The sequence below is a fragment of the Streptomyces sp. KL109B genome (assembly GCF_030766935.1).
Taxonomy (GTDB): Bacteria; Actinomycetota; Actinomycetes; order Streptomycetales; family Streptomycetaceae; genus Streptomyces.
The window spans coordinates 132563-145327 of the sequence record NZ_JASERL010000002.1; the positions used below are offsets into that span (position 1 = coordinate 132563).

11 protein-coding genes and 1 pseudogene are annotated in these 12765 nt (G+C 70.8%); 3 read left to right on the forward strand and 9 right to left on the reverse strand.

The genetic code is table 11. The annotated features are described in order from the left end of the window. Positions 1-9: 9 nt before the first annotated feature. Together RBJ65_RS06635 and tatA are read right to left on the reverse strand one after the other, a co-directional pair. Positions 10-585, reverse strand: a complete 576-nt coding sequence (locus tag RBJ65_RS06635; protein WP_306316599.1) for a TerD family protein — start codon at positions 583-585, stop codon at positions 10-12. Positions 586-649: 64 nt separating this feature from the next. Beyond that, a pseudogene (gene tatA, locus RBJ65_RS06640) lies at positions 650-811 on the reverse strand (Sec-independent protein translocase subunit TatA); the annotation flags it as partial. Positions 812-904: 93 nt separating this feature from the next. Here tatA and RBJ65_RS06645 point away from each other — a divergent pair. Beyond that, a complete protein-coding gene (locus RBJ65_RS06645; RefSeq protein ID WP_306316597.1) occupies positions 905-2398 on the forward strand; it encodes an LCP family protein in 1494 nt (497 codons plus the stop codon). A 33-nt stretch (positions 2399-2431) separates the two neighbouring features. Here the strand turns inward: RBJ65_RS06645 and mgtA are convergent, their stop codons facing one another. The 7 genes from mgtA to RBJ65_RS06680 form a co-directional block, all read right to left on the reverse strand. Beyond that, entirely contained in the window at positions 2432-4993 is a 2562-nt protein-coding gene (mgtA, locus tag RBJ65_RS06650; protein ID WP_306316596.1) for a magnesium-translocating P-type ATPase, read from the reverse strand. Positions 4994-5003: 10 nt separating this feature from the next. Then, entirely contained in the window at positions 5004-5366 is a 363-nt protein-coding gene (locus tag RBJ65_RS06655; RefSeq protein WP_306316595.1) for a metalloregulator ArsR/SmtB family transcription factor, read from the reverse strand. 176 nt (positions 5367-5542) lie between these two features. Next, the gene (locus tag RBJ65_RS06660) at positions 5543-6088 is read right to left on the reverse strand and encodes an MSMEG_1061 family FMN-dependent PPOX-type flavoprotein (RefSeq protein WP_372341171.1); all 546 of its coding nucleotides are present in this window, start codon (positions 6086-6088) and stop codon (positions 5543-5545) included. Between the two features lie 52 nt (positions 6089-6140). Beyond that, the gene (locus RBJ65_RS06665) at positions 6141-6959 is read right to left on the reverse strand and encodes an ABC transporter permease (RefSeq protein WP_306316594.1); all 819 of its coding nucleotides are present in this window, start codon (positions 6957-6959) and stop codon (positions 6141-6143) included. Positions 6960-6987: 28 nt separating this feature from the next. Next, positions 6988-7854 (reverse strand): ABC transporter permease, encoded by an 867-nt coding sequence (locus tag RBJ65_RS06670; RefSeq protein ID WP_372341170.1) that lies wholly within the window; start codon positions 7852-7854, stop codon positions 6988-6990. Position 7855: 1 nt separating this feature from the next. After that, entirely contained in the window at positions 7856-9070 is a 1215-nt protein-coding gene (locus RBJ65_RS06675; RefSeq protein ID WP_306316593.1) for an ABC transporter substrate-binding protein, read from the reverse strand. Between the two features lie 29 nt (positions 9071-9099). Then, on the reverse strand, positions 9100-10200 hold the full coding sequence (locus RBJ65_RS06680; protein WP_306316592.1) for an ABC transporter ATP-binding protein: 1101 nt from the start codon (positions 10198-10200) through the stop codon (positions 9100-9102). 259 nt (positions 10201-10459) lie between these two features. On the opposite strand from RBJ65_RS06680, the gene RBJ65_RS06685 reads away from it, so the two are divergent. Further along, the gene (locus RBJ65_RS06685) at positions 10460-10819 is read left to right on the forward strand and encodes an SsgA family sporulation/cell division regulator (RefSeq protein WP_306316722.1); all 360 of its coding nucleotides are present in this window, start codon (positions 10460-10462) and stop codon (positions 10817-10819) included. 270 nt (positions 10820-11089) lie between these two features. Next, positions 11090-12712 carry an ABC-F family ATP-binding cassette domain-containing protein gene (locus RBJ65_RS06690; protein WP_306316591.1) on the forward strand — a complete coding sequence of 541 codons (1623 nt, stop codon included), beginning with the start codon at positions 11090-11092 and terminating at the stop codon, positions 12710-12712. The last annotated feature ends 53 nt before the right edge of the window (positions 12713-12765 follow it).

The window sequence follows — 12765 nt, forward strand, 5'->3', positions numbered from 1 at the left end:
GCGGGCGCGTCAGACGTTCACGCCGAAGTCCTGCGCGATGCCGGCAAGACCCGAGGCGTAGCCCTGTCCGACGGCCCGGAACTTCCACTCCGCGCCGTGCCGGTACAGCTCGCCGAACACCATCGCGGTCTCGGTGGAGGCGTCCTCGGTCAGGTCGTAGCGGGCGATCTCTGCGCCGCCCGCCTGGTTCACGACGCGGATGAAGGCGCCCCGGACCTGGCCGAAGCTCTGGCCGCGCGATTCGGCGTCGTGGATCGACACCGGGAAGACGATCTTGGCGACCTCGGCGGGCACGGCCGCGAGGTTCACCTTGACGCTCTCGTCGTCGCCCTCGCCCTCACCGGTGAGGTTGTCCCCGGTGTGCTCGACCGCGCCCTCGGGGCTTGTGAGGTTGTTGTAGAAGACGAAGTGCTGGTCGGAGAGCACCTTCCCGGACGCGTCGCACAGCAGGGCGCTCGCGTCGAGGTCGTAATCGGCGCCCGTCGTCGTGCGCACGTCCCAGCCCAGGCCGACCGTCACCGCGGTCAGGCCCGGCGCCTCCTTGCTGAGCGAGACGTTGCCACCCTTGCCCAGGGAAACTCCCACAGCTGTTACCTCCACATCGGATCCATCATTTCGAACAGTTGCGCAATGCTTAAAGTGGTGTGCCGGAGCCGTCGCTCTCCTTCATGGCCTTCGTCTCGCTCTTGAGAATGCGCAAAGACTTGCCAAGGGAGCGTGCCGTGTCCGGCAGCTTCTTCGACCCGAAGAGCACGATGATCACGAGCCCGACGATCAACAGATGCCAGGGCTCCAGTGCGTTGCGGAACACGGCGTCCACCTCCGGTCACAGACTGACTTGCTACATTGCGCAACTGTATAACCATCGGGTGGACCGACAGCAAGGCAGGGGTGGACAGGAAGCATGGGGCGACGGCGCAAACGCAGCCGACTGCGGATCACACTCATCACAGGGTTGGCGTGCCTCGTCCTGGTCACGGCCGGCGCCGGGTGGCTGTATCTGAAGCTGAACGGCGACATCGACACGTTCGGCGCGAACGGCCTGTCCAAGAACCGGCCCGACGCCGACTCCTCCAAGGGCGAGAACGTCCTCGTCATCGGCACCGACGCCCGCACCGGCGGCAACAGCGAGCTGGGCGGCGGCGACAAGGACGACATCGGCCGCTCGGACACCGCGTTCCTGCTGCACGTCTACGCCGACCACAAGCACGCCGTCGGCGTCTCGATCCCGCGCGACACTCTGGTCACGATCCCGCCGTGCAGGCTCCCCGACGGTACGTGGAGCAGCACACGGACCGACGTGATGTTCAACGCCGCCTATTCGACGGGCGAGACCGCCGAGGGCAATCCGGCGTGCACCCAGAACACCGTGGAGAAACTCACGGGGCTGCGCGTCGACCACACCGTCGTCGTCGACTTCAAGGGCTTCTCCGAACTCACCGACGTGGTCGGCGGGGTGCAGGTCTGCCTGCCGAACGACGTCTACCAGAACGACCTCAACCCGAAGCGGCCCACCCAGGGCAAGCGCCTCTTCAAGAAGGGCGAGCAGACGGTCTCCGGGCAGCGGGCGCTCGACTACGTACGCATCCGGCACGGCATCGGCGACGGCTCCGACATCGGCCGCATCCAGCGCCAGCAGTCCTTCGTCTCCAGCCTCGTCAAGAAGATCAAGACCGACGGCTTCACCCCGACCAAGCTGCTGCCGCTCGCCGACGCCGCCACGAAGTCGATGACCGTCGACCCCGGCCTCGGCTCCGCCGACAAGCTCCTCGCGTTCGCCATGTCACTGAAGAACGTCGACCTGCACAACACGCAGTTCATCACCGTCCCCTGGGAGTACGAGGGTGATCGCGTCGCCGTCGTGCAGCCGGACGCGAACGCGTTGTGGGCGGCGCTCAAGGAGGACCGGACGCTGGACGGGCGGGACGCGAGCGGGAAGGGCGGGAACGGCGGGAAGAAGGGCGGCGGCAAGAGCGAGGTGCGGGCATCACCTTCGCCCAGCGCCACCGAAGAGGTCTCCGGCGAAGGTGTCTCCGTCGCCGTCTACAACGGCACCACCACCCCCGGCCTCGCCGCCGACGCCGCCGCGGCCCTCACCGGCCACGACTTCGCCGTGTCGGCGACGGGCAACGCCGCCGACCGGAACCGGGCCACCACCACCATCACGTACGGCCCCGGCGACAAGACTCACGCCACCGCCGTCGCCCGGCTCTTCCCGGACGCGGAAGTGACCGAGGGCACAGGCCCCGGCGTCAGCGTGGTGCTCGGCGCGGACTACACCCCGGGCAGCGCGGCCTCACCGCAGGCGAGCCCGACCCCGACGAAGGTGCCCTCCGGCGTCGCCGGCACCGCACGCTCGGCCGACGACGACATCTGCTCCCACCTGTCCTACGGGTGACCGGTCGGCCCTACGAGTGACCGCCCGGCGGCTCTACGCCTGACCGGCCCGCCGTCGCAGCAGCACGAGCGCCAGCGCGTACGCCGCGAGGATCGCCGCGAGCAGCGGGTAGTAGAGCGGCGGCAGGCCGGAGACGCCGAGCCAGGGGCCGAGCGGGGTCAGCGGCAGCAGCACGCCGATCGCGGCGAGGCCCGTCGCGGCCCAGCGCACGGGGCCCGGCGCCCGGCCCTCGGCGGCGTGCCTGCCGGTGCGCAGCAGGAGCATCACGAGGGCCTGGGTGAGCAGGTTCTCGGTGAACCACCCGGCGTGGAAGCCCTGTTGGTCGCCGAGGTCGAGGGAGCCGGGCAGGCACAGGGCGAGCGCCCCGAAGGTCGCGATGTCGGCGAGTGCGCCAAGCGCGCCGAAGCCGGTGATGAAGCGCAGGAAGGGCCGGGGCCGCAGCACGGTGGGGCGGCGCAGCGCGGACGGGCGTGGCCGGTCGAAGGCGAGGGCGAGTTGGGCGGCGTCGAAGCACAGGTTCTGGACGAGGACCTGCGGCGGCAGCATCGGCAGGAACGGCAGGAGCAGGCCCGCGGCGAGCATCGCGATCACGTTGCCGAGGTTGGAGGAGAGCGTGATCCGCAGGTACGAGGCGATGTTGGCGCTGGAGTGCCGGCCCGCCACGACGGCGTGTTCAAGCGCCGTGAGGTCCTTGTCGGCGAGCACGACGTGCGCGCTCTCGCGGGCGACGTCGACGCCTCCTGCCGGGCACACGCCGACGTCGGCGGCGCGCAGGGCGGGCAGGTCGTTGACGCCGTCGCCGAGGAATCCGGCGGTGTGGCCGCACCCGCGCAGGGCGGTGATGACGCGGGCCTTGTGTTCGGGGGTGCAGCGGGCGAAGACCGTGGTGCGGTCGGCCAGTTCGCCGAGCCGCTCGTCGGTGAGGTGCTCGATGTCCGCGCCGTCGACGACCTCGCCGGGCTCGATGCCGACGTCCCGGCACACGCGCGTGGCGGTGGCCGGGTGGTCGCCGGTGAGGACCTTGACGGTGACGCCGCGTTCGCCGAGGGCGCGGACGGCGGCGTGGGCGGTGTCGGCCGGGGCGTCGGTGAAGGCGACGTAGCCGCGGAAGGTGAGGCCGCGTTCGTCGGCCGGGGTGTAGGCGCGGGTGCGGGCGGTGCGCCGTGCGGTGGCGACGGCGAGCAGGCGGACGCCTTCGCCCGCGAGGTCGTCGGCCCGCTTGCGCAGCCCGTCGCGCTCCTCCTCGTCGAGCGCGCACCGCTCCAGGACCTCGGCGACGGCGCCCTTCACGGCGAGGACGTGCTCGCCCCACGTGCCGGGTTCCCTGACGACGGCCGTGGCCAGGCGGCGTACGGGGTCGAAGGGCAGCGCCTCCACTCCGTCGTACGCCTCCCAGTCCTCGGGCCCGGTCGCCGCGAGCAGCGCCTCGTCGAGGGGGTCGGGGTCGGTGAGTTCGGCGGTCTGGAGGGTCCACCAGGCGGCGGCGCCCGCCCAGTGCAGGGCGTCCGGGTCCGTGCGGTCGGGGTCGACGGCGGGCCGGTCGCGGGTGAGGGTGCCGGTCTTGTCGACGCACAGCACGTCGACGGCGCCGAGGTCGTGCAGGGCGGGCAGGCGGCGGACGATGACGCCGTGCGCGCGGGCCAGCAGGGTGGCGCCGCGGGCCAGGCAGATGGTGACGATGACCGGCAGCATCTCCGGGGTGAGGCCGACGGCGACGGCCACCGCGAACGGCAGGGTTTCGAGCCCACGGCCGCGCACCGCCGCGTTCGCCATCAACACCAGCGGCGGCGTCAGCAGCATGAAGCGGATCAGCACCCACGAGATGCCGTGCACGCTGCGGTCGAAGGCGCTCTCCGGGCGGCGCTGCCGGGCGCCGTGCACGGCGGCGAACCGGGTGTCGGAGCCGGTCGCGAGGACGACCGCGGTGCCGCTGCCGGAGGCGACGCTGCTGCCCTGGAAGACGAGGTGCCCCTCGCCTTCGCCGTCCGGCACCTCGGCCGGTTCCTTCGGCACGGGCGCGGACTCCCCGGTCAGCGGCGCCTGGTGCACGGTGAGTCCGCGCGCCTTGAGCAGGCGCACGTCGGCGGGGACCAGGGCGCCGGGGGCGAGCCGCACCACGTCGCCCGGCACGAGGTCGTCGACCGGGATCTCGCGGATCCGGGGTTCGGCGCCGGGGTCGTCCCTGCGCTGGACGCTCGCGGTGCCGGCGACCATGTCGCGCAGCGCGGCGCCCGCCCGGTCGGCGCGGTACTCGCCGTGCGCGCGCAGCACGCTGCTGACGACGACCAGGGCGAGGATGACGCAGGCCGTGCCCCAGGAGGCGACGAGCGCGGAGACGAGTCCGAGGCAGAACAGGACCGTGGTGAACGGGTCGCGCAGGCTGCGCCACATCCGCAGCGGCCACGACGGCTGCCGGGCGGTGGGCAGCGTATTGCCGCCGTGCCGGGCGAGGCGGGCCTCGGCCTCTTCGGTGGTCAGCCCGCGCGGGCCGGTGTCGAGGGCGCGCAGGGTCTGGAGGGCGGTGGGGCCGCCGGGCGGGGTGTGCGGTCGCGGTCCGGGAACGCCGGCCTCTGCGGCCGTGTCGGGTACGGCCACGGGCCGGCCTTCAGGCCCCCGCGCCACGCAGGCGGCGCACCGGCGCCTTCGCCTGCCCGGCGCGCTCGGCGAGCTGGCCGATCATGAGGTGGACGACGCTCACGACCTCGGGGTCGTCGACGTAGTACACCTGTCGGCGGCCCTCGCGGCGGGAGCGTACGAGACCCGCGAGCTTCAGCTTGGTCAGGTGCTGGCTGACGGCGGGCAGCGCGCCGCCCACCCGCTCGGCGAGACCGCTGACATCGCTCTCGCCCTGCGCGAGGGCCCACACCATGTGCAGCCGCACCGGCGACGCCAGCAGGGCGAACGCCTCGGCCGCCTCGGCGAGCACGTCGGCCGACGGATCCTCGAACCGCCCCGCCTCTGCGACCACTGCCGTGCTCCTGTTTCTGTTCCGCGCCGTGCGCTCCGCTTTCGTACCGGGCAAGTCTAGGTGGTCGTTGGGTTGCGCCCCCGGGGCTCTGCCCCGGACCCCGCTGCTCAATCGCCGCAGGGGCTTGAATGGCTCACCCGGCGCAGGGGCTTGAATGGGTCACCCGGCGCAGGGGCTCAGGACGCCCATGTCTCAGGGCTCCACAGCCCCGCGCGGTTCAGGGACTGCGGGCAGTGCAGGTAGATCTCGTCGATGTCGAGGAGCAGGGCGAGGTGCGGGGGCTGCCCCTTGACCGCCATGTCGGCGAAGAAGGGGGCGTCGGTGAGGATGCGGGCCCTGCCGTTGATCCGCAGTACGTCCTTGGCGCCGGGTATCAGGAACAGCAGCCCGGCGTGCGGGTTCCGGAGGATGTTGTGGAAGCTGTCGCCGCGCCGGTTGCCGGGGCGGTCCGGCAGGGCGATGGTGCGCTCGTCGACGACGTGCGCGAAGCCGGGGGCGTCGCCGCGCGGGGAGGTGTCGCAGTTGCCTTCGGCGTCGGCGGTGGAGACCAGGCAGAACGGCGAGCGGGCCAGCAGCCCCCGGTCCTTGTCGGTGAGTTCGGCGTGCACCTTGTCGATCACGATGGGCCATGGTTCGCCGAGGATCTCGCGCAGCTGGTCCGCGGAGCGCAACTCCTCGTAGCGGGTGTCAGTGGCGTGCGTGGCGTGCGTGACGTGCGACAAGCCGACTCCTGGGTCCGGGGAGGTTGATCCCCGCACCTTATACGACGTCAAGTTAGGGTGCCCTTACAGGCCCTGTCGCGTCCGACGACAGGCGCTGCGCCACGTACACCGGGATCACGGACAGCAGGACGAGCACGACGGCCACCACGTTGACGACGGGGGCCTGTTGAGGCCGTGCCATGTTGGAGAAGATCCAGATGGGCAGGGTCTGCACGCCCGCGCCCGCCGTGAACGTCGTCACCACGATCTCGTCGAAGGACAGCGCGAACGCGAGCAACCCGCCCGCCGCGAGCGCCGAGCGCGTCAGCGGGAACGTGATGTCGCGGAACGTACGGAAGGTGTTCGCGCCGAGGTCCATCGCCGCCTCCTCGTACGAGCCGGACAGCCTGCGAAGGCGGGCCGCCACGTTGTTGAAGACGACCACGACGCAGAACGTGGCGTGGCCGACGATCACCGTGAACAGGCCGAGCCCGATGCCGATCGGTTCGAGGACCGTGCGGAACGCGGTGTTGAGGGCGACGCCGGTGATGATGCCGGGCAGCGCGATCGGCAGGACGACCGCGAAGGAGATCGCCTCCCGGCCGAAGAAGCGGTACCGGGACACCGCGAACGCGACGAGCGTGCCGAGGACGAGGGCGATCGCCGTGGCCCCGATCCCCGCCTTCACCGACGTCCACAGCGCGTCCCGCACCCCCGCGCTGTGGAAGGCGGCGCGCCACCAGTCGAAGGTGAGCCCTGGCGGCGGCCAGCCCGAACTCCGGTCCGGGTTCACGGAGTTCACGACGACCAGGAGCAGCGGTACGTAGATGACGGCGAAGCCGAGCACGGCGGCGGCGCGGAGCGCGATGCGGGCGGGGCGGGACAGGTGCACGGCCGTGGGTCCCTTCAGAAGCTGCTGATCAGAGACTGCTGAGCGCGCCCGTGCGGCGCACCGCCAGCAGATAGAGGACGATGACCACGACCGGGACGGTGCCGAGCGCGGCGGCGAGCGGCAGGTCGAGCGTGATGTTGGAGTAGACGAGGTTCCCGATCAACTGCGTTTTGCCGCCCACGATTTGGACCGCGATGTAGTCGCCGAGGCTCAGCGAGAACGTGAACACCGAGCCCGCCGCGACGGACGGCAGGACGAGCGGGAGCAGCACCGTACGGAAGGTGCGCCAACTGCGCGCGCCCAGGTCGGCGGAGGCGTCGAGCATGCTGTCGGGGACGCGTTCGAGCCCGGCGTGGATCGGCAGGATCATGTACGGCAGCCAGAGGTACGTCAGGACGAGCACGGTCGCGAAGAGCCCATACCCGGGCGCGCCCACCCCGAACGGCTTCAACAGCCAGTCCAGCAGGCCCCCTTGGGCGAGCATGACCCGCCACGCGTACGCCTTGACGAGATAGCTCGCCCACAGCGGCATGAGGATCGCGACCACGAGCAGCGGCCGCCACCGGGGCCGTGCGACCCGCGCCGTGTAGAAGGCGATCGGGAACGCGATGACGACGCACAGTGCGGTGACCCCAAGGGCAACTCCCACGCTCCGCAAGGCCACTTGGCGGTACACGTCCGTCGTGAACAGCGCCTTGAAGTTGTCGAGCGTCCACGTGCGCACGATGTCCGAGGTGAACGGGTCCGTGGTCCACAGGCCGGAGAGGAAGAGGACCGCGAGCGAGCCGAGGTAGGCGACGACCAGCCACGTCAGGGGCGCGGCGAGCAGCAGGGTCAGGCGGAGCCGGGGGCTGCGGTGCAGCACCCCGGCGGCCCTGTTCGAGGTCAGCGGCACGTCACCCCTTGATCTCCGTCCACGCCTGCACCCACTTCGAGTACGGCACGCACTTGGTGTCGGTGCGGCCGTCGAGGCACTGCGGGATGGGCGTGGTCCAGAAGTGGACCTTCTTCCAGTACGCGGCGTCGTCGGCGTGGAAGGTGGCGCAGTGCTTCGGGTCGCTGGTCTCGTCGCAGGCCTTGGAGTTGGCGGGGGCCTCGCCGAAGTACTCGGCGACCTGGGCGTTCACCTTCGGCGAGACGATCCAGTCGAGCCATTTGTAGGCGCAGTTGGGGTGCTCGGCCTTGGCGGACACCATCCAGGTGTCGGACCAGCCGGTGGAGCCCTCCTTCGGCAGGACGGCCTTCACGGGGGCCTTCTCGCCCTGCGCGGTGTTCGCGATGACCTGCCAGCTGGTGCCGACGACGGAGTCGCCGCTCTTGAACGCGGAGACCTCCTTCAGATAGTCGCTCCAGTATTCGCCGACGTTCGCGTTCTGTTTCTTCAACAGGCTTACGGCCGCGTCGAATTGCTTCTGGTCGAGTGCGTACGGGTCCTTGATGCCGAGGCCGGGCCGGGTCTTCATCAGGTAGAGCGCGGCGTCGGCGATGTAGATCGGCGAGTCGTAGGCGGTGACGTGGCCCTTGTGCTGCCCGGCGTCGTCGAAGACGGCCTTCCAGGAGTCGGGCGCGGGCTTCACCTTGTCCGTGCGGTACATGAGGAGGTTGGCGCCGCGGCCGTGCGGGATGCCGTACGCGACGTTCTTCACGGAGTTCCAGGGCTGCTTCTTCAACCCCGGGAAGATGTCCTTGTAGTTGGGCACCAGCTCGGTGTTGACCGGGGCCGCGTCGCCGGAGGCGATGAGGCGCAGGGAGGCGTCGCCGGACGCGGAGACGGCGTCGTACTGGCCCGTCTTCATCAGGTTGACCATCTCGTCGGAGGTTCCGGCGACCTTGGTGGAGACCTGGCAGCCGGTCTGCTTCTCGAAGGGGTGGACCCAGTCGACCTTCGGGTCGTTGGAGCCGTCCTCGGCGTAGCCGGCCCAGGCGATCAGATTGACCTTGCCCTCGGTCTTGCCGAGGGACTTCGGGGCGGACATCTTCGGCGGGGTGAAGCCCTGGCCGCCGGGCGCGCCCTTCGCTCCGCCGCCGTCGTCGTCGGATGAGCCGCAGGCGGTGGCGAGCAGCAGCCCGCCGAGCGCGGCGCTGGCCATCAGGGTCCGGGTTGCGCGCACGTGAAACACTCCCTGGTCGTCGGGGTGACTCAACTTGGCTGGTGCAGAGGGACGTTGTGCCGTCGGTGCCAGCGCAGCAGGACGCGGGAGCCGGGCGGCGCGGGCGCCTGGGCCGGGCCGTCGTCCACTCCGTCGGCGTCGCCTGTTCCGGTGTTCTGCCGTACGACGACGAAGCGCACGCCCGCGTCGGTGTCGACGACGACGCGGGTGCTGTCCCCCAGGTACACGGCGTCGGTCACGGTGCCGGGGACCTCGCTGTGGCCCTCGCTCTGGCCGTCGCGATCCTGCTCCGCTTCGGGGGCGAGGAGGCGGATCTTCTCCGGTCTGATGCCGAACGTCCCTGGTTTCCCCACGATCCGCTCGGCGGCGGCTCCGCTGAGCGTGTTGGAGGTGCCGACGAAGGACGCGACGAACGCGGAGGCCGGGTTCTCGTACAGCTCCCTCGGCGTGCCGACCTGCTCGACGCGGCCCGCGTTCATGACGGCGACGCGGTCGCTGAGCGCGAGGGCCTCGGCCTGGTCGTGGGTGACGAGGACGAAGGTGATGCCGACCTCGCGCTGCAACTCCTTCAGCTCGACCTGCATCTGCTCGCGCAGCTTGAGGTCGAGCGCACCGAGGGGTTCGTCGAGCAGCAGGACACGCGGGCGCACCACCAACGCCCGCGCGAGGGCGACGCGTTGGCGCTGGCCGCCGGAGAGTTGGCCGGGTCTGCGCGTGCCGAAGTCGTCGAGGCGTACGGAGGCGAGCGCGGCGCGGGCCCGTTCGGCCTGCTCCCTGCGCGGGACGCCGCGCACCTTCAGGCCGTACGCGACGTTCTGCTCGACGTTCATGTGCGGGAACAGGGCGTAGTCCTGGAAGACGGTCGTGACATCGCGCTCGAAGGGCGCGCGCCGGGTCACGTCCTCGCCCGCGAGGTGCACGGCGCCACCGGACGGGGTCTCGAAGCCGGCGACGAGCCGCAGCACGGTCGTCTTCCCGGAGCCGGAGGGCCCGAGCAGCGAGAAGAACTCGCCCTCGCCGACGTCGAGTTCGATGCCGTCGACGGCGCGCACCGCGCCGAACGACTTGCGCAGCCCGCGAAGACCGATCGCGGCGGTGCCGTGGCCACTGGCCGTCTCGCCCGTTCCCATAGCCGTAGATCATGCACACTTCAACGGCAGTCACAAGGGTGCGTCGTATGTCACCGCGGTCCGCCTGGTTGAAACCGGTGACAGAGGTCACTCGAATTTCGGCCGCCTTGAGGCGCACGGATTCCGTCATTCCGCCGTCTATTCAAGTGGGGCCGTGCAGCGGTCCCACCGTCCAGCCGTCCGTCACGTCACAAGGGAGCAGGCGTTGTCCGTCATCGAGCAAGCCGTCGAGGCCCGTCTCGTCGCCGCCGCGCCGCGCATGGCGCACATCCCGGCGACTCTGCGTTACGACGTGAACGATCCGTTCGCCGTGCGCATGTCCTTCCCGGCCCCTGCGACCCTCGAAGGCGTCCCGGTGAGCTGGACCTTCGCCCGTGAGCTGCTCACCGTCGGGGTGACGGACCCGGCGGGGGCGGGCGACGTACGGGTGAAGCCGTACGGGTACGACCGCACGGTCCTGGAGTTCCACGCCGTGGAGGGGACCGCGATCGTGCACGTCCGCACCGGCGAGCTGCGCCGCTTCCTGGCGGAGACCACGGACCTGGTGCCGGTCGGCGACGAGGCGGCGCACGTGGATGTGGACGGCGACCTGGACGAGCTGCTGCGGGACGCCTGCTGAACCAAGGCGTTAATTCCTTTGACGGTCCCGGAAGGGGCTCGTACCTTGGTCGACGGTTCTGTTGCCGTCGATTGGGGAAGGACGTTGCTCGACTGAGGTCCTGAGACACCGCGCATCGCACGACACGCCTTCGCGTGTCCGTGCCGTCGTGTGTGCCGACCTCGGTTTTCCCTCCCGAGCCGTCCTCCCGCAGCGAGCCTTCTGTGCCCCCGCGGTGTCTCGAACGCGTTGCATCCCACCGTTCACACCGAGCAACCGCGAGGCCGCCTCATGTCACATCCCCATCCCTCTTCGCACTCCGTCCCCGCCTCCGTCGCCTGCACGGCCCTCGACTTCGCGTGGCCCGACGGCACCGTCGTCTTCGACGGCCTCCAGGTCTCCTTCGGCCCCGGCCGCACGGGCCTGATCGGCGTCAACGGCTCGGGGAAGTCCACCCTGCTGAAGCTCGTCGCCGGTGAGCTGGCCCCGGCGGAGGGCGGCGTCCGGGTCTCCGGCGAGGTCGGCTATCTGCCGCAGAACGTCACGCTCGACACGGCCCTCCGCGTCGACGAGGCCCTCGGCATCGCCGGCACCCGTGCCGCCCTGCACGCCATCGAGTCCGGCGACGTACGCGAGGAGCACTTCACGGCGGTCGGCGACGACTGGGACGTCGAGGAGCGGGCCGCGGCCATGCTCGGCGAGCTCGGCCTCGGCCACATCGGCCTCGACCGCACCATCGGCGAGGTCTCCGGCGGCGAGTCCGTACTCCTTCGCCTGGCCGCACTCCTCCTGCGCCGCCCCGACGTGCTGCTGCTCGACGAGCCGACGAACAACCTCGACCTGCGCGCCCGACAACGCCTGTACGCCGCCGTGGAGGGCTGGTCCGGAGTCATGATCGTGGTCAGCCACGACCGTGAACTCCTCGACCGCGTCGACCAGATCGCCGACCTGAGGGACGGCGAGGTCACCTGGTACGGCGGGAACTTCTCCGCGTACGAGGAGATCCTCGCCGCCGAACAGGAGGCGGCGGAGCGGATGGTGCGGGTCGCCGAGTCCGACTGGAGGAAGCAGAAGCGTGAACTGACCGAGGCCCACGTCGCGTTGGCGCGGCGCAAGCGGTACGGGCAGAAGATGTACGACATCAAGCGCGAGCCGAGAGCGGTGATGAAACTGCGCAAACGCTCGGCCCAGGTCTCCGCGGGCAAGCACCGCATCCTGCACGAGGAGAAGGTCGCAGAGGCCAAGGAGCGCCTCGACGAGGCGGTGGAGGCGGTGCGGGACGACGACGAGATCCGCGTCGACCTGCCGTTCACCGCCGTGCCGCCGGGCCGCTCCGTGCTGTCCCTGCACAACGTCACGACGGCCTACGGGGCGCGCCTGGCGGGCGAGTTCGAGCTGCGCGGCCCCGAGCGGATCGCGCTGCTCGGCCGCAACGGCTCGGGCAAGACGACGCTGCTGCGCACCATCGCGGGCGAGCTGGCGCCGGTCGACGGCGCGGTGGAGACGCACGTACCGTCGCGTTTCCTGCCGCAGCGGCTCGACGTCCTGGACGACGGGCTGAGCGTCGCAGGGAACGTGGCCCGGTTCGCGCCGGACGCCACGAACAACCGGGTGCGGGCGCGGCTCGCCCGCTTCCTGTTCAAGGGGGCGCGGGCGGACCAGCTCGCGGGGACGCTGTCCGGCGGCGAACGGTTCCGTGCGACGCTCGCCGCGCTGATGCTCGCGGAGCCCGCCCCGCAGCTGCTGATGCTGGACGAGCCGACGAACAACCTGGACCTCGCGAGCGTGGCCCAGCTGACGTCGGCCCTGGAGTCGTACGAGGGGGCGCTGATCGTGGCGAGCCACGACATGCCGTTCCTGGAGTCGATCGGGATCACGCGCTGGGTCGACCTCGACGCCGAGTCCGACACGTAGGAAGAAAACGGGCAGGAATACCCGACATAAGTTGTCGGGTATTCCGCCTAGCG